Raw genomic sequence first — 23646 nt, forward strand, 5'->3', positions numbered from 1 at the left:
TAACTCAAAACTCAAAACTTTTACTAGCCGTCCTGGTTAAATCACCTGCTTTTAAGTCTGGATATTTTAACTCACAACTCAGGGCGGGCACGGGGGCACTGCCCCTACTCAACTCAAAACTCCTAAAAACTTATGGCAAAAATTGGTTATCATGCTTCCCATGAACAGTTTAAGCCCAGCGAACTGCTGAAATATGTCCAAATGGCAGAACAAGCTGGCTTTACCCATGCCCTTTCTTCGGATCACTTTCATCCTTGGAGTGAAGCGCAAGGACAAAGTGGTTTTGCTTGGTCTTGGTTAGGTGCAGCAATGCAAGCAACGCCAACGCTTTCCTATCGAGTTGTTTGCGCTCCCGGACAGCGGTATCATCCGGCTATTATTGCCCAAGCTGCCGCAACGTTGGGAGAAATGTTTCCCAATCGTTTTTGGCTAACGGTTGGCAGCGGTCAAGCCTTGAATGAACATATTACTGGGGATAAGTGGCCTACTAAGAGCGATCGCAATACACGCCTCAAAGAATGTGTCGATATTATCCGCGCCCTTTGGGCAGGAGAAACCGTCACCCATCGCGGTTTAGTGTGCGTAGAAGATGCAAAACTCTATACCCGCCCGGAAATTCTCCCATTAATTATCGGCGCGGCAGTTACCCCAGAAACCGCAGAATGGGTGGGCAGTTGGGCTGATGGATTAATTACGACTTCTCGCCCACCTGAAAAGTTAAAAAAAGTCGTCGATGCGTTTCGTCGCGGTGGCGGAGAAGGGAAACCAATGATTTTGAAAGTGCAGCTTTCCTATGACAGTAATGCAGAGAAAGCACTACAAGGCGCTCACGATCAATGGCGTAGTAACATCTTCAAAAGCAAAATGTTGACAGAACTGATAACACCCGATCAATTTGATGCCGCCGGGGAGTTTGTGCAACCAGAGGAGTTATATCAACACGTCCGGATATCGGCAGACCAAGAGCAGCATATTGAGTGGTTGCAAAAAGATATGGAATTGGGGTTTGATGAACTAATTTTGCACAACGTTAACCGAGAACAAGAGCAGTTTATTGAGGTATTTGCCGAAAAAGTAGTGCCAGCGCTGACAAAAAATTGATCTTGGCATCTACCTAATTCAAGACTTTGAATTCTGATTTAATAATTGCTGAATCTCAGCCCGCAAGGCAGCAATTTCACTTTGAAGTGCTGCAATTGATTTCGCTCCTGCTAATTCTGCTTCGTCATCCTCTGCATCGCGACCAATAAAAAATGTGGCGATGGTCGCAGTTACATAACCAAAAACCGCAAACGCATAGAGTGCCAGAACAAGGCAAAGTATGCGACCTTCTGGCGTTTTGGGCCAATATTCCGAACCCATTGTCATCATTAGCATAGCCGTCCACCATAAGGCTGTGCCGTAATTATTTAACCCGGAGGAACCATCGGCGACATCTTTTTCAAAAGCATACATCCCTGCTGCACCTACCAAGGTAATAATTATCGTTAGTCCTACGACATAACCAAATCCACGACGGCTAACACTCGCAGCTAATGCCCGCATCCCTCGATTCGTACCAGTCATAACTCGCAACAACTGCAAACTTCGCACAGCCTGTGCTGTTTTGAATGCTCGCACAACTCGTACAATCCTCAAGGTACGCAAAGCAGGCAACAGCAGAGAAAAAGCCGTTATCCAATGGCTTTTGATATAGGAAATTTTGCGGGGAGCCAAGGAAAATTTAACTAGAAAATCTGCAATAAAGATAATCCAAATAGTAGTGCTAACGACTTCTAGCAGTGGGTTTAATCCCCAAATTAATTCAATAGTAAAGAGGGCTAGCCACACAAATGCCAGCACCAGCATAGGAATTTCCAGCCAATCTTCTAGCTGTTGGAAAATCTCGCTTTGCTCTTGTTCTATGGCTTGTTTTTCTGCCAGGTTGGGGCTGTTCATCTACCTACCAAATCATTAGAAGTTTGTCTTTTACGCTGCATTTTAGCATAAGCTTTCGCCAACGGCACAGCAGTAAAGCCGTGGGCGATTATTGACGAGCAAATAATTAGGCTACTAATGACCCAAGCTGACTCTAATCCGGTTTTACGTAGCGCCAGCATGGCATAGAAAATCGCTGCCCCACCGATAGGACCAAAACATCCTAAAAACAAAGTATCTTGCCAGCTTTTTAGCTTACCCAGCTCATGTGGGCGAAGACAGCGCAACTAACTACAAACCCTTGTTAAATTCATTCGCACTCTAACGTCCTTCCCTCTTCACGTCCAACTCTTCGCGACGCAGTGTTTCCGTTGCCTCAACAATCTCCGTTGCAACTTCTTTCCTGATGTTAACTTCTTCGCGCACGAAAGCTTCTTTTTTGAGATCAGCAGTTTCTTCGTAAACTTCCATACGCATCACCTTTTCCTGCTGGAAGGGAGTATCCCGATTTACTGGCGCACCTGCCTTTTCGGGAGTTACACTCTCAATTACCACTCGCTCTTTTTCTGTTGGAATTGAAACTCGTGCCGTTTCGGTTTCAACTCGCTTGCCAATTGCTACCTCGCCAGTTTTGTGACGGCTTTTCTCTGCCACCAGTCGTTCTTCGTAGAGTCGGAATTTGTGATGCTCGCGCTCGTTCATCTGATACAATTGAGGCTCTTGTTCGTAAGTGTAGGTGTTGCGGTCATAACCAGCAGCCCTAGCTTGGTTAGAGACAGAACGCGGCATAGAAACTGGTGCAGATGCCTCTAAAGGCAATGATGCTTCTACAGGTGCAGACGCTTCTACAGGTAGAGTACGATAAACACCCCGCACTTGTTCTTCATAATCGTAATCAACCACCATCCCATCCTCATACCTGGGTAGTCTTTCTGCTTGGTCTTTACTCCTCAAACCCGTCGCGTAGATGCGTTCTGCACCAACATCCACTCGACAAAGAGCAACTGGAACTAATACCTTTTTGCCAAATATCCAGAAACCCGTGTCAACAACAAAATATCGGAAACGTCCTGTCTCATCAACTAGCGCGGTATCGATGGAGCCAATTTTCTCATCTGTATTTCCAGCATAGATATCCAGACCTTTGATATCTTCGCCATTAAAAGCCGCTTCGCGGTAGTTGGGATTAAAATCTTCAATTTTGTAAAGTAACATAGGAATCCTTCCCTTTCTATCTACATCAAGTTATGCCCCCATTTTAGATATAACTCAAATTTGATGCTTCCTTCTTATGAAGTATTAAATGAAACAGAATAGTAGGATGAGTAAATTTATTTTAATGTTTTTATATCTCGGGATAGATGAATTGTCATTTTTTATTCATCTTCCGCCCCCTCATCATGATTTGAACTTTGAACAACTTTGCCTTAATTATGCTACTCCCTATGTTTAAATATCATTATAAATATATAACAATTCTAAATGAGTCGTAAATTTTTGACCCCACCCCAACCCTCCCCTTATCAAGGGGAGGGAGTAAGAAATTCACAAATGATTTAGGATGGCTATATGATGCACTGCTGCCTCTTCAGCAAGAGATTTCCCATAACTGATGACTAACGACTAATAGAAACAAATTCCCCGACATAACCGGGGAACGAAAGATATTCAAAAAAGTAATGTTGTTTTAATAAATTGAATTTGCCAAAAAGCGGCGATAATTTAGTAGCAGTGATTGTTGATTTGAGAGCGGACGCCGGGGCGGGCAGTCCTGTGCAGATGCCGCACCCGATCGCATTTTCCAGTCTCAAGAAAACAGTTGCATTCATATTTGAGTACCAGTTAAGCTTGGTTGCTGTTGCGAGTCTGGCTTGCCAGATCCAACAGTTGCGCCCAGCGTTTTTGGACTTGTTTGGGAGTGCATTTGAGCGCGGTGGCGATCGCCTTGTCGCTTTCTTGATTCCGCTTCATTTCTAACAGTTGCTGCATTTCGGGCGCCAGTTGAGCGCGAAATGCTTCCCATTTGTCCGAAGTCATTCCCAGCTTTTGATCGACATCAGCACCCAGCCATTCGTGGACAAGTTTCCAATTTTGAGTGCGGGCAAATTTTTCGACGTGATACTTGAAACGTTGTTGCAAGTAGTCGCGCTGGCGGGAAGACAAACCGAGCACACGGTCAATTTCCGAAGCGGAAAGATCTTGCAATTTTAAAGTTAAGTAATTCACGCATTCTGGCTGATTTTGCGATTCCAGATAGGCGATCAATTCCGAGACTACTCGATCGCGCAGCACAGCATCAGCCGGATCAACAGTTTCTGATACCATTTGCTCGCGCACTTGTTGCAGCGCCGGAGAGCGGCTGTAGATTTCCGCATCTTCTCCCTTGCCCGATTCTACAGCCATTTCAATGTCGATCGCAGTTTCGGGAGGTTGGCCTTTGGCAAATCCTTGAGCGCGCAACACGATCAGGCGTTGGCGGTTGCGGCCCGGTAAGCCGATTTGGCGCTTGGCGTAGTGTTCGGTGAAAGCCATGTACTCAGCCAATTCTAGCTGCGTGCGGGGCTGGTAGGTGACATCGAGTTGGTGTTCGCGGCGGAAAGCTCGCAGAGATTCGATGTAAAAGCCTTGCAAAAAGTCTTCAATCATGTTGTAGCGAGCTTGGAAGTTCAAGTTCGATCGGAAAGAAGCAACATGGCGGTAAATCATCGCCGCGAGGTGAGAATGCAGTTCGACACGGCCTTGTTTGGAACCGAGGCGGTAGTATTGCAGGGTTTTTTGCAACCGGTGCTCGGCCAAGGTGATTTGCCAAGCTTCAACTTCGCCGGAAATTTGGATGCGATCGCTTTTTTGGCAAATCCGTTCGACTTCCTTAGCAATCCGCATCGCCACTGTTTGAGCGCTGCGGCTGGCAGTTTTCATTTCGGCTTGCAATTCTTTGAGGGCGAAGTCAGCCAAAGCGAGGATATCGATGCTGGGAACAGTATTGATTTCGGCGTTTGGTTCGCTGGAGGTAGCCGGAATGCAGTTGAAGCCAGAAGCGGTGTTGCAGTTGACGGTGGTGGCAGCTTTGACAGTCATGGCGTTTATCGGGTGGTAGGGCACAGCGGGTGTGCGAGGACATTTCTCAGAGAGTGAGGTGGCAGTTGCTGGCGGTTTCGCTTGCTGTGCTGATTCAACTCTCTATACATTGAATGTTACGGAAGTAGAGATAACCGTAGTTATGCCAGTGTTCCACTCTCTCATGCAACAGTTTTTGGCTGCTGAATCTGATTCTAAGCGCTGGCTGTGAAAGATTGGTTTTATTGCCGTTAAAGCCTTACTCTACAAGCATTCTGAGCTGTTAGTCCTGTGGGGCGATCGCAAGGAAAATGGAGGTTGCTGCCAGGCTGCTGAGTGGACAATCTAATAACTGGCTATTTGAGGCGGTTTTGGGCGTTAGAGATTGTGGAATCGAGACTTGGCAGAGTGTAGCTATCTGCAATGTCTTCTGAAGCTACGCAACAGCAGTTAGGAAACCCGGTTAATCTGAAAATTTGATCTTATTCAAGAAGGAAGAAGGAATAAGAAAGAAGCACAGAGAGCTTTGTTTGCCAACAACTCACCCCGATTCTCTCTCTAATACCAAAGTCACCGGCCCGTCATTCTCAATCGAGACTTGCATCATCGCTCCAAAAACGCCTGTTTCGACTTTTAAGCCGCTTTGGCGCAACTTTTGGACAAATTTCTCATAAAAAATTTCGGCTCGTTCAGGAGCTGCGGATCGGTCAAAAGAAGGTCGCCGACCTTTGCGACAGTCCCCGTAGAGCGTAAATTGACTGACAACCAGCAACTCGCCGCCGATGTCTTGTACTGACTTGTCCCAGCGCCCGGTATCCCCGGCCAGGTCAGGAAACAAACGCAATTCCAGGCATTTCCGAGCCATCCAATCGAGTTCTGCTTCGGTGTCGGTGTCTGCAATACCTACAAGCAAGTTAAGTCCGCAGCCAATTTTGCCGACAATTTGACCGTCAATTTCGACTTGAGATGATTTGACTCGCTGGATGATGACTCGCATGGGAAATCGGTAATTGGTAATAGGTAATTACTCGTTACCAGGCTCTGGCCTGGTAACGCAGATCCAGAGGCTCTGCCTCCTATCTTCCTAAGTACCACAGAGGCAGAGCCTCGCTTACATCGGTTCCCAGGCCAGAGCCTGGGAAACAGTAACCTTTAGTTTTTCCCAAAACCTTTGCCGCGATTGGTTGAAGGCATACAAAGACAGTTTTCGAGTTGCGATCGCAAAGTCTCGGTATCCAAACCCTGACCAATCAGAACAAGCTGGTTTTTGCGATCGCCTTTCCACTCGTCGTCATCCATCGAAAATCGCTTCCCGCTCAAGTGAAAAATATGCCGTTTAGGGCTTTCTTCAAACCACATAATCCCTTTCGCGCGAAACACATTTGTTGGCAGTTGTTTGTCTAAGAAATATTGAAATTTTCTCAGAGAAAACGGCTTGTCACTTTGGAAAGAAATTGAGGTAAATCCGTCATTTTCTAAATGGTCGGAGTGGTCGTGATGGCTGTGGTCGTGATGGCCGTGGTCGTGATGGCCGTGGTCGTGATGTTCGTGGTTGTGATGGTCGTGATGTTCGTGGTCGTGATGGTCGTGATGGTCGTGACTGCTAGGAGTTTCTTCAGATTGGAAATATTTGTCCGATTCAAACAATCCGACGCTGAGGACTAGCGGTAGGGGAACTTGCGATTTTACAGTTCGCAGAATTCGAGCACCTTCTTTGACATCCCGAATCTTAACTTCCAACAAATCTAAATCTGCTTCTTCTACCAAATCTGTTTTGTTGAGGATAATTATATCGCCATAAGCTATTTGACTGTACGCTGCTTGAGAGTTGAACAAATCTAAGCTGTAGTTGGCTGCGTCTACTACTGTAACTATCGAATCGAGACGGGTCAGGTCGCGCAGTTCTGTGCCTAAAAAAGTCATCGCTACTGGCAGCGGGTCGGCGAGTCCGGTTGTTTCGACTACTAGATAATCAAGATTTTCTTGACGTTCCAGAACTTTGTAAACTGCATTAACTAAATCTTCATTAATTGTGCAGCAGATGCAGCCGTTGTTCAGCTCAACCATGTTGTCGTCGGTGGTGACAATCAGTTCGTTGTCGATGCCGATTTCGCCAAATTCATTGACCAAAACTGCTGTTTTCAAACCTTGCTGGTTGGTCAGGATGTGGTTGAGCAGGGTTGTTTTGCCACTGCCGAGAAATCCTGTAATGATGGTAACGGGCAATCCGTGTTTGGGAGCGTCCATCGCCAGTTCTGTCTCGGACTGAGTTGTAGATTGCATAGCTTGAATGTCAAATAATGTCGATCGCACTTTCTTTGTGGCTCTTATTGTATCTTAATTAGGACAAGGCCTGGTAAACCCAGTTTCTCGGAGAAATGTTGGGTTTGGTAGCATGGTATCTACGCATCAATCGGCAATCAGCCCGCGAGTGCAAAATAAGTGGGCCGCTAATTATCGGCAATTGCTAACGCGGTCGATCGCACTTTGTGATTTTTTTGATAAAATTTTTTCCAGAGTACCTGTGGGAGTTAGCCTACAAGCTGTTTTCCCGGTAAATTCAGCAGCGAAAAATTTGGGACGGACTCAAGCTGAGTGCGCTCGCCCAATGCCCGCCGCTCTATAAGAGTTTTAATTATCGAGCTGCGTAAAATATTTAACTTTCCACTATCAATTAAAACAGGGCGGTGGCTAACAACAGCCACCGCCCTCAAGATAGTATTGCGCTATCTAAGTCTGTGCTTACGCAGGAAGCAAGACTGAATCAATAATGTGGATGACGCCATTATCAGCAGCCACATCGGCTGTTGTAACGGTAGAATCATTGATTTTGACGCCATTGGAAGCATCAATTTTCACTTCTGAACCTTCAACTGTCTTGGCAGATTTCAGCTTGACCACATCAGCGGCCATAACTTTGCCAGAAACGACATGATAAGTCAAGATTTTTGTGAGCTTAGGAATGTCCTTAAGCAGTGCTTCTACAGTACCTGCGGGAAGCTTAGCAAAAGCTTCGTCAGTAGGCGCAAAAACTGTGAAGGGGCCAGCGCCTTTGAGAGTATCTACTAAACCAGCAGCTTTGACAGCAGCAACTAGGGTTGTAAAAGATCCAGCCGAAACGGCGGTATCAACGATATCAGCCAAGTGAGTCACCTAGTTTTTGTAATCTATAAATCACTATAACGCTAAAAAGTTAATTTAGCTACATTAATTTTTTCTTTAGTTCTGTCTGGTTTTCTGATATTTAAGATAACAATTTTTTATTTAACTTCTTTCATAAAATACCTATCTAAAGGTAGATATTTATTTTTAACTTTTAGTGTATTTTTATTTAGCAATGTAATCCTAAATACATTAGTAAGATGATCGCCCCTGCGCGCTTTTTAAACTAAACGCAGGGGCGATGCTGTCTCGCCCCTGCTACAACATTTTGATTAACTTGGCAAAACATTCAACCTTCAGCGCCACGCTAACAGATTACAAAAGCCCGCCACCCCGACTGATGGCAACAGTTTGGGAAATCCCGATCTAAACTGTTAACAACCACTAACTAGCGGAAGGGTGACATGAGATACAAACTACTAGGTCACAGCGGACTTCGCGTTTCGGAAATCTGCCTCGGAACCATGACTTTTGGGGAAGATTGGGGTTGGGGGAGCTCCTACGACGAAAGCCGGAAAATGTTCGACGCCTTTGCAGAAGCGGGCGGCAATTTCATTGATACCGCGAATCTCTACACCAACGGTACTAGCGAAAAATATGTCGGTGATTTCATCGCAGCCGATCGCGAAAAATGGGTAGTTGCCACCAAGTATAGCCTCAACATGAAGAATGGCGAAATCAACGGTTTCGGCAACCACCGCAAAAACATGGTACAAGCAGTAGAGGCAAGTTTGAAGCGATTGCAAGTTGAATACATAGATTTGCTGTGGCTGCACGCTTGGGATTTTACCACACCCGTTGAAGAAGTGATGCGCGCTTTTGACGATTTGGTGCGCGCCGGCAAAATTCTTTATATCGGCATTTCCGATACGCCAGCTTGGATTATTTCTCAAGCAAATACGATCGCCCACCTGCGGGGTTGGACACCATTTATCGGCTTGCAAATCGAGTATTCTTTAAAAGAGCGAACTCCTGAACGGGACTTGATCCCTATGGCAAAAGCCTTTGATATTGGCGTCACAGCTTGGAGTCCGCTAGCAGCAGGTTTGCTGACAGGAAAATACAACACTTCAGAAACCGCCAGCGAAGCTAAACGGCTGAATTCACCTGAATCGGGAAAAATTAACGAACGAGACCTCAAAATTGCTGAGGAAGTTAGCAAAATAGCAGCCGAAATTGGCAAACCTGCTTCTCAAGTAGCCCTAAATTGGCTGATCCAACAGCCAGTCCAAGTTATTCCGATTGTGGGTTCGCGCAAACTCTCGCAACTTCAGGAAAATCTCGCTTGTTTGGAGTTTGAATTAACCCCGGAACAAATGCAGCAGTTAGACAAAGTAAGTGCAATTGAATTGGGTTTCCCTCACGATTTCTTAAAGAGTTCGACGGTGCAAGATTTTGCCTTTGGAGGAGGAATCGCCAAAATTGACAGCAGCCGATTGTAAAGTTTCTGCTATTTTCTAGTCGCGGATTTAGGTGGGTATTTGGCGTTTGAGCGCAGATATCGGTGAACCTGTCCTTAGAGGGATGATTGACATTTGTGCTGTGGACCCAAGGTTAAACTTACGCCCACAGCGCAAATCTCATCATCTTGGTTTCTTCCCACAGACTCGCGCAAAATCTTAGGTTTATCGTTGCGGTTGCCTGGTTTCTGTGATATTGTTGAGACAGGTGCTGTTCGGTAAGTTTAACCTCACTGCATAAACTCTCAATTGTTAATCTATCGGAAGTCAGAAATCTCTGGCGCGACTTGGTATATTAGGATACAAATTTTCTAAATTAGCGATCGGATGAGTTAAAAAAAAGCAAGGTTTGTCAAATCAAAAAGCAACATAAACTTGATGGCAAATTTTCTCTCATCTTCAAATAAAGCAATAAAACTCGCTCTTTTTTCACCCCGTACCTGCCAGTTAAAAGTCATTTTACAAGGTCGATCGGCATCTTAACGGCTTTTGAACCCAGCATGCAAGCTAGGTGTCTCCTGAGATAAAAGTCATCCTTCAGATAGAAGTTAGGGCAAAAAAACTGGGTTACATTTAACAACAATAGCAAGTCAAACCATATTAACTTATCTCTAAGTTTCAATTCTGAAAAAAGCAGATAAGCCTGTTCTTCCTGCAGCTAAACAGTTTCTTTGTTTGGCTCACTGAATGCGCCGCTTGCTCGTCAATAAAAGTTCTCAGATTTATGCTTGCGACTTTCAGTAAGACCCTGCTGAGAAATATATCCTATTGACCAATTTTAACGGACAAATTTTCATTGACAAATTCCAGAGGCTAATATGTCGCCCCCAGAAAACTCAGTCAACAATTATTATAGCAATAAAGAGCGAGCATGGGAGATCCGATTTACCTCTATAGATCCAGCCAAATCGCCATCTCAATTCGCTGCGTCGCCCGCATTGCGCGCCCACTTATCAAAAACTGAGGCTTTAGATGCACCAGATTTAGTTTGCCTGTCCCATTTGCGGTGGAATTTTGTCTATCAACGTCCGCAACATCTCTTGAGTCGCTGTGCCAAAACTCGTCGCGTATTCTTTGTAGAAGAACCTGTGTTTAGCGCGGCTACAGATTGGTGGCTTGATGTGAGCATCCACGAAAGCGGAGTCTGGGTAATAGTACCGCACCTGAGTGAAGGAACCAGCGAAGCAACAGCACAAACTGCTCAGCAAGCCATGCTAGATGATTTGTTTCGAGCGGCAGAAATTAGTCAGTACATCCTCTGGTATTACACACCAATGGCTGTCAGTTTCACAAGCCACTTAAAGCCGCTAGCTGTAGTCTACGACTGCATGGATGAACTGTCAGCATTCCAAGGCGCGCACCCGGATTTAAAAGCCAATGAAAACCACTTATTAAAGCGCGCTAGCGTAGTATTTACCGGGGGACACAACCTTTACGAAGCTAAACAGCACCAGCACCCAAACATTCACGCCTTCCCCAGTAGCATCGAAAAAGAACACTTTGCGACAGCCAGGAATCTTTCACAAGAACCGGCAGATCAAAAAGACATTCCTCACCCGCGTTTGGGATTTTATGGCGTTATAGACGAACGCATGGATATCGAACTGCTGAGGGAGATGGCCCAAGCAAGGCCGGGCTGGCATTTTGTGATCATTGGCCCGGTGGCGAAAATCGATCCGACAACTCTGCCAACTCACCCAAATATCCACTATCTCGGCGGCAAATCTTATCAAGAACTGCCAGCGTATCTTGGCGGATGGGATATCGCCATGCTGCCTTTTGCGATCAACGAATCGACTAAGTTTATTAGTCCCACGAAAACTCCAGAATACCTCGCTGCCGGCAAACCTGTGATTTCTACTCCGATCCGCGACGTGGTGCGGCCGTACGGAGAAAACGGCTTGGTTCGGATTGCTAGCAATTCTGAAGAATTCGTTGCTTGTGCCGAAGAAATCCTCAGCGAAAGTTCGGACGTTCACACCAAGTGGCTGAGCGAAGTAGACGCCTTTTTAGCAGACAATTCTTGGGACAATACCTGGGGCGAAATGCTGGGGTTGATCGAAAGTGCGATCGACGATAAACGGCAGAAAGCGGAAGACCGGATGAAAGTTTTAAGTTAGGAATGTTGAGGTTGAAGTGAAAGAGTTACACTTTACGGATTCAAAAATTAACACTCAACACTCCTCGCTGTATGTCCAATTACCAATTATTCCTTACCCTTACCCTTACCCACAATCAGAGGTGTTTCAATGTTTGACTATTTAATCGTCGGAGCCGGATTTGCAGGTAGCGTCATTGCCGAAAGACTAGCAAATGAGGCTGGAAAAACAGTCCTGATAATTGATACCCGCAACCACATCGGCGGCAACGCATACGATCACTACGACAACCACGGCATCCTGGTACACAAATACGGCCCCCACATTTTTCACACCAATTCGCGCCCTGTTTTCGAGTATCTTTCGCGCTTCACCGAGTGGCGACCTTACGAACACCGAGTCCTCGCCAGTGTTGACGGTCAACTGCTGCCAATTCCGATCAATCTCAACACCGTAAACAAACTTTACGGACTGAATCTCACCTCATTTGAAGTCGAAGATTTCTTCGCAAAAGTAGCAGAACCAAAAGATTACATTCGCACTTCCGAAGATGTCGTTGTCAGCAAAGTCGGTCGCGAACTTTACGAGAAATTCTTCCGCAACTACACCCGCAAACAGTGGGGAATGGACCCGTCGGAACTCGACAACTCAGTGATTGCGCGCGTACCCACTCGCACTAACCGGGACGATCGCTATTTCACCGATACCTATCAAGCAATGCCGCTGCACGGCTACACTCGGATGTTTGAAAAGATGCTTTCTCACCCAAACATCAAGGTGATGCTGAATACCGACTACCGGGAGATTGAGGGTTTTATCCCTTACGGAGAAATGATTTACACCGGGCCAGTCGATTCCTATTTCAATTATTGCTACGGCAAACTTCCTTACCGTTCCTTGGAATTCAAGCACGAAACACTGAACGTAGCCGTACACCAAGAAGCACCGGTGGTAAATTACCCCAACGAGCATTTATATACTCGCTGCACCGAGTTTAAATACCTCACCGGACAAGAGCATCTAAAAACTAGCATTGTCTACGAATATCCCCAAGCTGAGGGAGACCCTTACTACCCAGTTCCGCGTCCAGAAAATGCCGAAATTTACAAGAAATATAAGGCTTTGGCTGATGCTACTCCGGGAGTATCTTTCGTGGGAAGGCTGGCGACTTACAGGTATTACAACATGGATCAAGTGGTCGCTCAAGCTCTGACAACTTACAAACAAATTACTACCAAGCCGGTGATTGAATTGGTAGAAAATGTTAACGCTTCTGTCTCTAATGCAAGCTCATCCAATGGAGTTTCTCATCGCCCAGCCGCAGCTTCTCTAGAAGTCGCTGCTGTCAACCACGGCAACAGCAACGGCAACGGCAACGGCAAATCTGTTAGCAAGTAGCTGGAAGTTGCGAGTTCCTGGTAAAAAGGTAAGGTGCTGATTGAGCACCTTACTAGGTTTTTATCAAAAGTTATTTAATAATTCAAACAAGCTTTGAGGTAAAAATGAACGTTCTAGTTAAAATTGTTTTGTCTCATGAGGTTTTGGAAGTTTCTCAATTTGCTCAGTTTCAGAAAGAAATACAGCGCCTCATTGAAAGCGGTGGCAAAATTCTGATGCTGGATTTCTCAAAAATAAATTTCCTGAAAAATTCCGAGTTAATGGCTGTAGTGGCGATCGTGAAATTAGTTAGAGATAGCGAATGTATTCTTTTGATCTCTGCCATGAGCGAACAAGTTAGAATTCTCTTTGAACTCACGGGACTACAGCAAATATTTCAGTGTTTGCCGTTCGCAGAAGACTTTTATCTCAAAAGTGAGCCAACTGAACAGTTAGGAGGTTTGCAAAGTCTTGCCAGCTAGAGGAAGAGGGGGAGAGGGGGAGAGTGGCGCATAGGAAAAATCTTCCTGGTTTATTGTTTCTTCTTCTGACTAATGACTTCAGCACAAGAGAGCCTTCAGATGAGGCTGTTTTAATGGGCAGAACTTTTGCAAATTAATCAGCAAAAAACTTGTCAAAGTGGTGGTAATTGTAGCTAACCTATAAATATAACTTTGGGTAGATGTGCCGATGAGTTGGTTAGGTAGAGAACTAGAAAATTGTGAAATAGAAGAGTCTGCAACTCTTGATAGTAAGGTGACTGTTCAAGGACGGAAAACAGGTTATCCGCGCCCCCAACTGCGCCGGAGCAACTGGATTTGTCTCAATGGTCAGTGGAAGTTTGCTTACGATGACGCGGGCCACTGCGTGCAGCCGATCGATATTTCTGAGTGGACTCACACTATAGAAGTGCCGTTTGCTCCAGAATCTGCAAAAAGTGGGATCGGCGACACAAATTTTCACGCCAACTGCTGGTATGAACGCGAATTTGACGTACCCCACACAGAAGGCAGAGTTCTCCTCCACTTTGGGGCCGTAGACTACCGCGCCCGCGTCTGGGTGAACGGTCAGTTTGTCATAGAACACGAAGGCGGACACACTCCTTTCACCGCAGACATTACAGCAGTTGTAAACCTCAACGGGCCGCAGCGGGTGACAGTCTGGGCCCAGGACGACCCGCAAGATTTGGAGAAACCGCGCGGCAAGCAAGACTGGCAAATAGAGCCGCACAGTATTTGGTATCCGCGCACGACCGGGATTTGGCAGACAGTCTGGGTAGAATTGGTGCCTCACACTTATATCGAGCGCATCCGCTGGACTCCGCAGTTTGAACGCTGGGAAATCGGTTTTGAAGCGTTTGTCGCGGGCGATCGCCAGTCGGGAATCCAGATTAAAGTTAAACTGTCAATCGGCTGTTTGCTGCTAGTCAACGACACCTACGAAGTCATCAACGGCGAAATCCACCGCCGCATCGCCCTCTCCGACCCTGGTATCGACGACTACCGCAACGAATTGCTGTGGAGTCCCGAAAAGCCGACGCTAATTAACGCTCAAGTACAGTTGTGGGCCGACGGAAAATTGCTCGACGAGGTAAAATCTTATACCGCGATGCGGACGGTCAGCATCCAGCGCGATCGCTTCATGCTCAACGGCAGACCCTACTATTTGCGACTGGTGCTCGACCAAGGTTACTGGCCCGACACCATGATGACTGCCCCTTCCGACGAAGCTTTGCGCCACGATGTCGAATTAGTCAAAGCAATGGGTTTCAACGGCGTCCGTAAGCACCAAAAAATCGAAGACCCCCGATTTTTGTACTGGGCTGACGTGCTGGGGCTCCTAGTTTGGGAAGAAATGCCCAGCGCCTACCGCTTCACTCCCAAAGCCGTGCAACGGCTGACGCGAGAGTGGACGGAAGTCATCGACCGCGACGCCAGCCACCCCTGTATCGTAGTCTGGGTGCCGTTCAACGAATCTTGGGGAGTTCCGAATTTAGTCGAAGCCGCAGCCCACCGCAACTACGTGCAAGCGCTGTATTTCTTGACCAAAACCCTCGATCCGACTCGCCCCGTCATCGGTAACGACGGCTGGGAAAGCATCGATACCGACATCCTGGCGATTCACGACTACGACAACAACCCGCAAACCCTAGCTAAACGCTACGGGCCCGAAGTCCAGCTAGCGGATTTGTTCGATCGCGGGCGTCCCGGCGGGCGAGTCCTCACCCTCGACGGCCACCCGCACCAAGGACAGCCGATGATGCTGACAGAATTCGGTGGCATCGCCTGCGCCGGCCACGAAAACCCTGATTTTTACAGGGTTTGGGGCTACGTGCGCGCATGGGACACGAAGGAACTGCAAAGGCGCTACACCGCGCTGCTGAAGGTGGTAAACCAAGTGGAAATGTTCAGTGGATTTTGTTACACGCAGTTGACCGATACTTACCAAGAAGCTAACGGTTTGCTGTATGCCGATCGCACTCCCAAATTTCCCTTAGAGACGATGGCTGCGGCAACTCTCGGCTGGGATATTCCCGAAGAAAGTTCACAGCCGCAAGCTATTACTCAGTGCTAATCGGGCATGGGGCATGGGGCATGGGGCATGGGGGATCGGTTATTAGTTATTAGTTATTAGTTAATTGCTAACAATTACCAATTTCTAAATTCCTAATGCCCAATGCCCCATGCCCCATGCCCCATGCCTAATGCCCAATGCCCAATGACCCATTACCCATTCGATTGATGTTTCAAAGTTTTTTCATGGGCGGATTTGAATGTTCCACCCACAGAGTGCAATCTGGAAAACGCCTCGATGTCACCGCCGCCACCGGTCACGATAAATTTGCAGCAGCCGACTACCAACGCTTGCAGGAGCAAGGCATTTACACAGTCCGCGAAGGCCTCCGCTGGCACTTAATTGAACAGACTCCCGGAAAATACGATTTTTCCAGTTCCCTGCCAATCATCCGCGCCGCCCGCGACATGAAAATGCAGGTAATTTGGGATTTGTTTCACTACGGCTGGCCAGACGATATTGATATTTTCAGTCCCGAATTTGTCTCCAGGTTTGCAAACATGGTGCGCGCTTTTATGGAAGTGCTAACTGAGGAAACAGACCAAACACCTTTCGTGACACCTGTCAATGAAATTTCATTTATTGCTTGGGCCGGCGGCGATGTCGCGTACATCAATCCGTTTGCAAAAGGGCGGGGAGACGAGCTCAAAATCCAGTTAGTCAAAGCTGCGATCGCAGCGATAGAATCAGTTTGGGAAGTCAATCCCCGCACTCGCATCGTTCAAATCGATCCCACAATTAACATTCTTGCCGATCCTGACAAACCGGAGGATCGGGACGCAGCGGAAGGTTATCGCTTATCTCAATATCAAGCTTGGGATATGTTGGCTGGACGTTTTCGCCCGGAACTTGGGGGCAAGGAAAAATATCTCGATATTATTGGGGTGAATTATTACGATCGCAATCAGTGGATTCACAATGAAGACCCAATGAAATACACCGATCCGCTGTACCGCCCGTTTCGCGAACTGCTGCAAGAAGTGTTTGAGCGCTACCGTCGCCCCTTATTCATCGCAGAAACAGGCACTGAAGACGATTTTAGACCTGTCTGGTTTAATTATGTGTGCACTGAGGTAATGGCGGCGATGAAAGCGGGCGTTCCGATAGAGGGAATCTGCTTGTATCCGATTGTTAACCATCCGGGTTGGGACGACGACAGGCACTGTTACAATGGTTTGTGGGATTATTGCAATGAATCGGGCGATCGAGAAATTTACCAGCCTTTGGCGGATGAATTGCAGTTTCAAAGGCAGCAGATTGAACCGTTGCTGAAGTTGCAGGATTGATGATTGTTATATAATAATGAAACCCAACATCAACTGTTGTTGGGTTTCACTAAGTTCAACCCAACCTACTACAGGAATTTCGATCGATCGAGCGGACACGATCTAAGATCCCTTCTCACAATTTTGTATGTAATCTATCCAACCTCTTCGTTTTGAACTTTTTCACCTTGACTGGCTTTTGCTTCCAACTCTGCCATTTTTTCCATCCTTAGTTCATGTAATGTCTTCTTAATCGAACTAAGCCTTGCCCATTCATAAATATTTATAGAAGACCAACCAGTAACTTTCTTTCCCCAATTATTATAGGAGATTTCTTCCCCTTTAAATATGACAAATGTAGGATCAATTATTATAGCTTCAGAGCTTTCAAACTCTTTAATTTCAATGCTATCCCCAGCTTTGATTAATTCCCAATCAAACAACTGATCCATTCGAGGTAGCCAAGTTCTATTAAAGGCAGAAGCAGTGGATATAATTTCTTCCTTGATTGTAGAAGATTCCCCGGCTAAACCCACGTAAAAATCATCCAGTTGTGCCGGAGGCAAAATTTTCTCAATACTCAAAAAACCTTGCTCTCCTATAAAAACAGGAGTGATATTAAGACAGATGGCGTCTACCCCATTTGAAATCAACCAAGCAACAGCAGAAAGGGTTTGCTCATCAAAGGATGAGGCTATAAGTATTATTCGTTGTTTTTTGTTAAAGGTTTTGAGTGCGTCATTGCTTGACAAGAATTTATTCAACTCTCGTCTCGCTTTTTCACTAGGAGTCAAATCACCTAATTCATACTCATCTTTGTGTATCTCGATATACGAGCTATAGACCAACTCTACAAGGGATTCAGGTGTCGAAATTTTGGCATAACTCGCGGCATACCTGATAGCTTGAAATTCAAAAGGTTCTTTTCTGGCTTTGATGTCTTGTACGTCGCGTTTAATCTCGATTAAAACAATATTGCCATCTGCATCAATGGCAGTTAAGTCGCTAATCCCGTTACTCGCATTACGAACTTGTTGACCAACAACTAGGAGAGTTTCGTCATCTCCAAAGAGCAAATTAATGTTTTTGCGTAAGAACTCTTCAATATGTCTTTCCTGTAAGTTTAAGTCTTTAAAGTTTCTGACTTTTATTTCTATTGCTTCGTTCCTTTGGATGCCGCCGTCGTCGAAAGTAACAGGTATGTACATCGCACTCCCCTTTGCTGCTATTGGCTGTCTAAGTGTTCAACTATATTGAGCCTATGTATAGCAATCCTAAATGATTTGTGTAATTCTTGTAGGGGCAAACCCTCCGTGGTTGCCCCGCCTTGGCTGGGGTAGGCACGGGGGCACTACCCCTACATATTTTTACAACTGATTTAGGATTGCTGTATCCGCTCAATAATCCGGGGTAAATCGCTCAACGATGCACCAGGAACCAAACTAAATAAAGCCGGGCCGGTTTTTGCTGTTGCTGCGGGCTGTCACGCCTTTTCTGAGCAAAAACCCGGTTTCTGGCTACCCGTGCGTAAGTCCTAATAGCAATAAGGGCGGGCAAAATGCCCACCCTACATACTAGATATCAATTTGATATCAGACTTAAATTTTCAATACCCCCAGGGGAATTCGAATCCCCGTCGCATCCGTGAAAGGGATGTGTCCTAGGCCTCTAGACGATGGGGGCGCGTTGCGTTTGCTTGTGTTCCGCACCTTTATTACCTTAACTAATCTTTCCCAATCTGTCAACTACTTTGCGAAACTTTTTTTTCTAGTCGTCCCAAAGCTCGTCACAGTAGGCTTTGAGGATGGCGGCGCAATTGCCGATCGCCCCGAGATGAGCAATTTCAAAGCCGTGGGTGTTCTGGGTGGGGAAAGCCAAACAAGCGGCGCGGGCTACGTGACCGAACTTCATGGCGATCGAAGCATCGCTCCCAAAACCGCTAATTACCGCCAACTGCACCTCTACATCGGCTGCTGTGGCTGCTGCGCGCAATTGGGCGTTCAATCCTTCATCGTAGACTCCGTAGCCGTCCTGAACCAGCAAAACCGGGTTTTCGCCGTCACGAATCGGGTATTCCGGTGCCAGAGGGCAAATTTCCAAAGCGATCAGCGCGTCCAACGGCTGGCGCTGCGTGAAATACAAAGCTCCGATCGCCCCAACCTCCTCCTTCGCCGACGCTACCAAATAAACATTTACCGCAGGCTCTTTCAAACATTGGGCCAGAGCCAGCAAAATCGCCACTGAAGCCTTGTTGTCCAGAGTGTAGCTGGCGATCCAATCCTTCAACCGCAGCGGGCGCTTGCGGTGCTTTCCCACCACCATCCGCGTGCCCGGTCGAATTCCGGCCTCGGCTAATTCCTCGGCGGTACACTTAGTTTCGATCCAGGCATTTTCCCACTTTAAAGAAACATCTTCCTGCTGAGCTTTCTGAGGAGATTCGTGAGAAACATGGCGGGAACCGAAGCTGAGAATGCCGCTAATTGTTTGCTTGTCTCCGAGCAAATCCACCACGCCTTCGCCGTAAACCCAAGGAAATGCGCCACCCAATCTGCGGACTTCCACGCGGCCACTCTCGCCTATTGTTTTAACTATGGCGCCAATTTCGTCTTTGTGGGCGGTAATGGCGATCGACTTTTCGGGATTGCGGCCCTTAATTAGGGCGATCGCATTGTCCGCGCGATCGAGCCAAGCATTCACTCCTAGGGCGGCGAATTTTTCCATCAACCGCTGGTTAATTTCCGACTCCGCACCGCTGGGTGAGTGCAGCATTACTAATTCTTCGATTGTTTGGAACAGGCGATCGAACTCTAACATTTTTGATTTTCGTTTTTAGGAGCGAATTTTGACATATATTAAAGCAGATTTATCAGAAAGAATTGGTTCGAAGCCCCAAGCATAAGCGGGAGAAATTAAAAGAAGACTATTCATTACTCCAATCCTCTTCCTTCGAGGTAGAGGTCGCCCTCTTGCGGTCAACTGTCAACTGTCAACTGAAGGTCTATTTCCCCGGCGGTACACTTAGTTTTAATTCAGGCATTTTCCCAATTGAAAGAAACATCTTCCTGCTGAGCTTTTTGAGGAGCCTAGGAATGAAGCAATTGGACGCAGCAAAGGGGGATTGAGTAACAAGATTCATGGGAGCGCGTGGATGCGTTGGGCAATCTGTTGGGGTTTCACCTCACCCCCCGACAAACTGGTGACGCCAGCAGGAGGCGACCAACGGCAGCCGTTACTGGTGGCGGATACACTGCTGGCTAACAAGGGCTATGATCCAGATCAGCGTGTGATTGACCGCCTCAATGCCGAGGGGAAGACCACCGTCATTTCACCTCGCCGCAATTGCAAGACCCTGGAAACTTACGATGCTGAATTGTACAAAGCCCGTCATTTGATTGAGAACTTTTTCCCCAAGCTCAAGCAGTATCAGGCAATCGCGACGCGCTATCACCCTAGGGCGGTGAACTTTCCGGCGTGCGATTCTTCTGGCTGCTGCGGTCATCTGGTTGAATTGATGACGCCCCCTAAATTAACTTGACAGTGCCGTAAACTAATATGCCTGACCTCTTGAGCACCTTCTTTTCTAATAATTTCATTCCTCACGGGCATTGTTACCTCTGGAAACCGGAGTTAGTCTGGCTGCACATAACGTCCGATGCCTTGACTACCCTCGCTTATTACTCGGTGGCGTTTGCCATTGTTTACTTTACGAATGAGCGTAAGGATCTGCCTGCTCACACTGTGATGCTGCTGGTGGGTTTCTTCTTTATCTTTAGCTTATGTGGCACGACGCACCTGATGGAAATAGTGACACTTTGGCACCCCATTTATTGGGTTTCAGGACTGATCAAAGCTGTCACTGGTGTTTGGTCTTTCTATACGTTCACCTTTTTACTGATTCCCTTAATTCCAGTGGCACTTGATACGCCCAGTCCAGCCCAACTCGCCCTTACAAACCATGAACTAGAAGAGAGTCGCCGCCGTATCCAGGCGATTAATGTGGAGCTAGAGCAACGGGTGCAGGAACGCACTTCCCAACTGGAAGCTTCTAATCGCACCAAAGACGAATTATTGATGCGTGAACAAATAATTCGGGCAGACGCAGAGGCAGCCAACCGTGCCAAGGATGAGTTTCTCTCCATTCTTTCTCATGAACTCAGAACTCCTCTCAATGCGATCTTAGGGTGGTCAACGATGTTAAGGCAAAAAAACCTGAGTGAGGATAAGGTGGCGCGGGCTTTGGAGACGATCGAGCGAAACGCGAAGTCTCAAGCCCAGCTCATCGAAGACATCCTCGATGTTTCTCGCATCATCACAGGTAAACTGCGCCTCCGAGTCCGTCCTGTCAACCTCGTGCCGGTGATTGAATCGGCGATTGAGTCTGTACAGTTGGCGGCTGAGGCAAAGTCTATTCGCCTGCAAAGCGTGCTCGATTCTGAAGCTGGCCTGCTCTTGGGTGATGCCGATAGGTTGCAACAAGTTGTGTGGAATCTACTTTCTAATGCCCTCAAATTTACGCCTAAAGACGGGCGAGTCCAGATTCGTTTGCAGCGGGTTAATTCCCATGTTGAAATTACTGTCAGCGATACTGGGGCAGGCATCAGCTCGGACTTTCTACCGTTTGTCTTTGATCGCTTCAGCCAGCACGACAGCACGACTACTCGCAGTTATGGGGGGTTGGGTTTAGGGTTAGCCATTGTGCGTCAATTAGTTGAATTACATGGCGGGACTGTAACGGTAGTGAGTCCAGGGATAGGACAGGGGACGACCTTTACAGTCAAACTGCCCGTGATGATTATCCATCTACCACCCAGCGATCCAGAGCCATTAAACTCGATCGTCGAGGCGAATGGGAAGTTCCCAGCCTCGCCGACTCTTGAAGGCTTACAAATCTTAGTGGTAGAGGACGAAGCTGACGCGCTAGACTTGCTGAGCACGATTCTCGAAAAGTATGGTGCTGATGTTATGGCTGTGGCTTCGGTCAAGGAGGCCTTGACCATTATCGAAACCGCAACTGATCGCAGCCCCGATGTTTTAGTGAGCGATATTGGGATGCCGGATGAGGATGGCTACTCCCTGATCCGCAAGTTGCGTCAACTTGAAGTGCAGCGGGGCGGTAGGCTACCCGCGATCGCGCTGACGGCTTATGCCCGGAATGACGATCGTCAGCAGGCACTATTAGCAGGTTTTCAGATGCATTTGAGCAAACCCGTAGATGCTGCCGAGTTAGTGGCGGTGGTGGCCAGCCTCACCGGACGTACAAGCAGGTGCTAAAACCCAGGTGTTCAAGAACAAATGTTGCGTTTGAGAATAATGGGTTTTTTGTCAGCTTGGGGTGAAGGCTAGGGGTTGTGCCGAACCAACCTTGTGGGTGTTGTCTCCAGCACAAACCTCTGTTAACTTGATTCCGGTAACAAGTCTACTCTGTGAAGGAGAGGAAGCACTGAGAGTGGTTATCGAGTAGAGCTTGCATGAGTGCTAGATTCTCTAGGATGCCAATTTCATCTTTGTCAGCGGTAATGGCGATCGACTTTTGGGGATTGCGGTCGGGAATTAGGGCGATCGCATTGTTTGCACGATCGAGCCAAGCATTCACTCCCGGGGCGACGAATTTTTCCCTCAACCGCTGGTTAATTTCCGACTCCCCAGCTCTGGGAAAGTGGAGCATTACTAACTCTTCAATTGTTGGGAGCAGTCCATCGAACTCTAACCTTTTTCAATTCCGTGTTTTGAAGCGCATTTTGACATATATTATTAAAGCAGATTTACTCTCTATTTACTCTTCTTATGAACAAAAAAATAACTCTCTGTAATGAGAGCTAGCGCCTTCTCAACAAACTCGTAATCAGCCGGATTTGTTGACTAAAAATCTCGCCTTCAGGTTGAATTCGCAGACTTCAACTCGATGTACAAGCGGTGCAAAATGTGTATTCTTACCTAGAGGCTTTTCCATCATCTAAGGTTATTTTAAAATTACAACAAATCTCAATCTCTCCCTATGCTTGTCCATAAACTTCAGCAACTCGTGCAGCGCCAAATTCGAGCCAAAAAGTTAGGGATTAAATTTAACAGAGTTGCTAACTTTCAATTGCCCGAACAATTAATTGTGCAAGGAAAACTGCATCGAGTAAACGTGCCTTCAGAGAAAGGCAGGGACGGAGAATTTATAGAAGTGCTTTTAGATGACTGCTACGAAGTCGAGCAACTATCTGAATCGCTGATGAAAATTATTGATATTGGAGCCAATGTCGGCTTATTTCCGATTGCTGCGAGGAACAGGTTTCCAGGCCGTAATTCACCCCTACGAAGCTAACCCATACCTAGAAAATTACCTCAAACATCAATCTCAAATCGCAAATTTTACATATTTTATGGAAGCAGTAGGATGTCGAGATGGTAAAGTAGTCCTCGACATTCGGGAAGTTTCGGGAAAAACCCGATCGACAGTTAGCGAAAGCGGCGAAATACCAATGATATCATTTCGTAGGGCGATCGAGCGAATTGGTGGTAGCGTCGATTTAGCCAAAGTAGACTGCGAAGGTGCAGAATGGCTGTTATTTGAAGATCGAGATACTTGGCAACTTGTGCAAAACCTTTCTTGAGAATATCACTTGTGGTCTGGTCACACTCACGCGGAAACCAGACAAATTATTGAAAACTTAGGATTTCGGATCGGAAAGCAAATACCAATAGATAAATGGTACGGCTCGATTTTAGCATCCCGAACCTGCAACCCTC

21 protein-coding genes and 1 tRNA gene are annotated in these 23646 nt (G+C 46.8%); 12 read left to right on the plus strand and 10 right to left on the minus strand.

The annotated features are described in order from the left end of the window. Positions 1–132 precede the first annotated feature (132 nt). Entirely contained in the window at positions 133–1101 is a 969-nt protein-coding gene (locus QUA10_RS05840) for a TIGR03885 family FMN-dependent LLM class oxidoreductase (RefSeq protein WP_333081832.1), read from the plus strand. An 18-nt stretch (positions 1102–1119) separates the two neighbouring features. Here the strand turns inward: QUA10_RS05840 and QUA10_RS05845 are convergent, their stop codons facing one another. From QUA10_RS05845 to QUA10_RS05865, 5 genes are all read right to left on the minus strand, one after another. Beyond that, complete coding sequence (locus QUA10_RS05845) at positions 1120–1938, minus strand: ion transporter (protein ID WP_333081833.1); 819 nt, start codon at positions 1936–1938, stop codon at positions 1120–1122. Positions 1939–2238: 300 nt separating this feature from the next. Further along, on the minus strand, positions 2239–3132 hold the full coding sequence (locus QUA10_RS05850) for a DUF2382 domain-containing protein (protein WP_333081834.1): 894 nt from the start codon (positions 3130–3132) through the stop codon (positions 2239–2241). Between the two features lie 627 nt (positions 3133–3759). Further along, positions 3760–4995, minus strand: a complete 1236-nt coding sequence (locus QUA10_RS05855; protein ID WP_333081836.1) for a HetZ-related protein — start codon at positions 4993–4995, stop codon at positions 3760–3762. A 520-nt stretch (positions 4996–5515) separates the two neighbouring features. Then, positions 5516–5971, minus strand: a complete 456-nt coding sequence (gene dtd, locus QUA10_RS05860) for a D-aminoacyl-tRNA deacylase (RefSeq protein ID WP_333081837.1) — start codon at positions 5969–5971, stop codon at positions 5516–5518. A 155-nt stretch (positions 5972–6126) separates the two neighbouring features. Next, a complete protein-coding gene (locus QUA10_RS05865; protein WP_333081838.1) occupies positions 6127–7257 on the minus strand; it encodes a GTP-binding protein in 1131 nt (376 codons plus the stop codon). Positions 7258–7369: 112 nt separating this feature from the next. On the opposite strand from QUA10_RS05865, the gene QUA10_RS05870 reads away from it, so the two are divergent. After that, the gene (locus tag QUA10_RS05870) at positions 7370–7600 is read left to right on the plus strand and encodes a hypothetical protein (protein WP_333081839.1); all 231 of its coding nucleotides are present in this window, start codon (positions 7370–7372) and stop codon (positions 7598–7600) included. 116 nt (positions 7601–7716) lie between these two features. Here the strand turns inward: QUA10_RS05870 and QUA10_RS05875 are convergent, their stop codons facing one another. After that, positions 7717–8118 (minus strand): fasciclin domain-containing protein, encoded by a 402-nt coding sequence (locus tag QUA10_RS05875; protein ID WP_333067889.1) that lies wholly within the window; start codon positions 8116–8118, stop codon positions 7717–7719. Positions 8119–8540: 422 nt separating this feature from the next. Here QUA10_RS05875 and QUA10_RS05880 point away from each other — a divergent pair, with 422 nt between their 5' ends. The 6 genes from QUA10_RS05880 (at position 8541) to QUA10_RS05905 (ending at position 16932) form a co-directional block, all read left to right on the plus strand. After that, positions 8541–9578 carry an aldo/keto reductase gene (locus QUA10_RS05880; RefSeq protein ID WP_333081840.1) on the plus strand — a complete coding sequence of 346 codons (1038 nt, stop codon included), beginning with the start codon at positions 8541–8543 and terminating at the stop codon, positions 9576–9578. Positions 9579–10414: 836 nt separating this feature from the next. Next, the gene (locus QUA10_RS05885) at positions 10415–11716 is read left to right on the plus strand and encodes a glycosyltransferase family 1 protein (protein ID WP_333081841.1); all 1302 of its coding nucleotides are present in this window, start codon (positions 10415–10417) and stop codon (positions 11714–11716) included. Positions 11717–11845: 129 nt separating this feature from the next. Next, positions 11846–13093 carry a UDP-galactopyranose mutase gene (glf, locus tag QUA10_RS05890; protein WP_333081842.1) on the plus strand — a complete coding sequence of 416 codons (1248 nt, stop codon included), beginning with the start codon at positions 11846–11848 and terminating at the stop codon, positions 13091–13093. Positions 13094–13197: 104 nt separating this feature from the next. Next, positions 13198–13554, plus strand: a complete 357-nt coding sequence (locus QUA10_RS05895) for an STAS domain-containing protein (protein ID WP_333081843.1) — start codon at positions 13198–13200, stop codon at positions 13552–13554. A 208-nt stretch (positions 13555–13762) separates the two neighbouring features. Then, the gene (locus QUA10_RS05900; RefSeq protein ID WP_333081844.1) at positions 13763–15646 is read left to right on the plus strand and encodes a glycoside hydrolase family 2 TIM barrel-domain containing protein; all 1884 of its coding nucleotides are present in this window, start codon (positions 13763–13765) and stop codon (positions 15644–15646) included. Between the two features lie 137 nt (positions 15647–15783). Continuing rightward, the gene (locus QUA10_RS05905; protein WP_333081845.1) at positions 15784–16932 is read left to right on the plus strand and encodes a beta-glucosidase; all 1149 of its coding nucleotides are present in this window, start codon (positions 15784–15786) and stop codon (positions 16930–16932) included. 134 nt (positions 16933–17066) lie between these two features. Here QUA10_RS05905 and QUA10_RS05910 read toward each other — a convergent pair whose 3' ends face one another. From QUA10_RS05910 to QUA10_RS05920, 3 genes are all read right to left on the minus strand, one after another. Next, complete coding sequence (locus QUA10_RS05910) at positions 17067–18119, minus strand: hypothetical protein (RefSeq protein WP_333081846.1); 1053 nt, start codon at positions 18117–18119, stop codon at positions 17067–17069. 402 nt (positions 18120–18521) lie between these two features. Further along, positions 18522–18594, minus strand: a tRNA-Glu gene (locus tag QUA10_RS05915). An 84-nt stretch (positions 18595–18678) separates the two neighbouring features. After that, positions 18679–19725 carry a M42 family peptidase gene (locus QUA10_RS05920; protein ID WP_333081847.1) on the minus strand — a complete coding sequence of 349 codons (1047 nt, stop codon included), beginning with the start codon at positions 19723–19725 and terminating at the stop codon, positions 18679–18681. 334 nt (positions 19726–20059) lie between these two features. On the opposite strand from QUA10_RS05920, the gene QUA10_RS05925 reads away from it, so the two are divergent. Together QUA10_RS05925 and QUA10_RS05930 are read left to right on the plus strand one after the other, a co-directional pair. Further along, positions 20060–20446, plus strand: coding sequence for a hypothetical protein (locus tag QUA10_RS05925; protein WP_333086197.1), 387 nt, complete (start codon positions 20060–20062; stop codon positions 20444–20446). 17 nt (positions 20447–20463) lie between these two features. Next, the gene (locus tag QUA10_RS05930; RefSeq protein ID WP_333081849.1) at positions 20464–22182 is read left to right on the plus strand and encodes an ATP-binding protein; all 1719 of its coding nucleotides are present in this window, start codon (positions 20464–20466) and stop codon (positions 22180–22182) included. A 145-nt stretch (positions 22183–22327) separates the two neighbouring features. Here the strand turns inward: QUA10_RS05930 and QUA10_RS05935 are convergent, their stop codons facing one another. After that, positions 22328–22576, minus strand: a complete 249-nt coding sequence (locus tag QUA10_RS05935; RefSeq protein ID WP_333081850.1) for a hypothetical protein — start codon at positions 22574–22576, stop codon at positions 22328–22330. A gap of 330 nt (positions 22577–22906) precedes the next feature. Between QUA10_RS05935 and QUA10_RS05940 the strand changes: the two genes are divergently transcribed. Then, entirely contained in the window at positions 22907–23221 is a 315-nt protein-coding gene (locus QUA10_RS05940) for a hypothetical protein (protein ID WP_333081851.1), read from the plus strand. Positions 23222–23279: 58 nt separating this feature from the next. After that, on the plus strand, positions 23280–23510 hold the full coding sequence (locus QUA10_RS05945) for a hypothetical protein (RefSeq protein WP_333081853.1): 231 nt from the start codon (positions 23280–23282) through the stop codon (positions 23508–23510). The last annotated feature ends 136 nt before the right edge of the window (positions 23511–23646 follow it).

It is taken from the genome of Microcoleus sp. Pol8_D6 (genome assembly GCF_036700965.1).
Taxonomy (GTDB): Bacteria; Cyanobacteriota; Cyanobacteriia; order Cyanobacteriales; family Microcoleaceae; genus Microcoleus.

Bases quoted from the DNA above. Each gene is read 5' to 3' on its own strand.
- QUA10_RS05850 (WP_333081834.1), bottom strand. From the start codon at position 3,132: ATGTTACTTTACAAAATTGAAGATTTTAATCCCAACTACCGCGAAGCG.
- QUA10_RS05895 (WP_333081843.1), top strand. From the start codon at position 13,198: ATGAACGTTCTAGTTAAAATTGTTTTGTCTCATGAGGTTTTGGAAGTT.
- QUA10_RS05945 (WP_333081853.1), top strand. From the start codon at position 23,280: ATGGAAGCAGTAGGATGTCGAGATGGTAAAGTAGTCCTCGACATTCGG.
- dtd (WP_333081837.1), bottom strand. From the start codon at position 5,971: ATGCGAGTCATCATCCAGCGAGTCAAATCATCTCAAGTCGAAATTGAC.
- QUA10_RS05855 (WP_333081836.1), bottom strand. From the start codon at position 4,995: ATGACTGTCAAAGCTGCCACCACCGTCAACTGCAACACCGCTTCTGGC.
- QUA10_RS05845 (WP_333081833.1), bottom strand. From the start codon at position 1,938: ATGAACAGCCCCAACCTGGCAGAAAAACAAGCCATAGAACAAGAGCAA.
- QUA10_RS05885 (WP_333081841.1), top strand. From the start codon at position 10,415: ATGTCGCCCCCAGAAAACTCAGTCAACAATTATTATAGCAATAAAGAG.
- QUA10_RS05865 (WP_333081838.1), bottom strand. From the start codon at position 7,257: ATGCAATCTACAACTCAGTCCGAGACAGAACTGGCGATGGACGCTCCC.
- QUA10_RS05940 (WP_333081851.1), top strand. From the start codon at position 22,907: ATGCTTGTCCATAAACTTCAGCAACTCGTGCAGCGCCAAATTCGAGCC.
- QUA10_RS05910 (WP_333081846.1), bottom strand. From the start codon at position 18,119: ATGTACATACCTGTTACTTTCGACGACGGCGGCATCCAAAGGAACGAA.
- QUA10_RS05935 (WP_333081850.1), bottom strand. From the start codon at position 22,576: ATGCTCCACTTTCCCAGAGCTGGGGAGTCGGAAATTAACCAGCGGTTG.
- QUA10_RS05900 (WP_333081844.1), top strand. From the start codon at position 13,763: ATGAGTTGGTTAGGTAGAGAACTAGAAAATTGTGAAATAGAAGAGTCT.
- QUA10_RS05920 (WP_333081847.1), bottom strand. From the start codon at position 19,725: ATGTTAGAGTTCGATCGCCTGTTCCAAACAATCGAAGAATTAGTAATG.
- glf (WP_333081842.1), top strand. From the start codon at position 11,846: ATGTTTGACTATTTAATCGTCGGAGCCGGATTTGCAGGTAGCGTCATT.
- QUA10_RS05880 (WP_333081840.1), top strand. From the start codon at position 8,541: ATGAGATACAAACTACTAGGTCACAGCGGACTTCGCGTTTCGGAAATC.
- QUA10_RS05870 (WP_333081839.1), top strand. From the start codon at position 7,370: ATGGTATCTACGCATCAATCGGCAATCAGCCCGCGAGTGCAAAATAAG.
- QUA10_RS05925 (WP_333086197.1), top strand. From the start codon at position 20,060: ATGCGTTGGGCAATCTGTTGGGGTTTCACCTCACCCCCCGACAAACTG.
- QUA10_RS05905 (WP_333081845.1), top strand. From the start codon at position 15,784: ATGCCCAATGACCCATTACCCATTCGATTGATGTTTCAAAGTTTTTTC.
- QUA10_RS05840 (WP_333081832.1), top strand. From the start codon at position 133: ATGGCAAAAATTGGTTATCATGCTTCCCATGAACAGTTTAAGCCCAGC.
- QUA10_RS05930 (WP_333081849.1), top strand. From the start codon at position 20,464: ATGCCTGACCTCTTGAGCACCTTCTTTTCTAATAATTTCATTCCTCAC.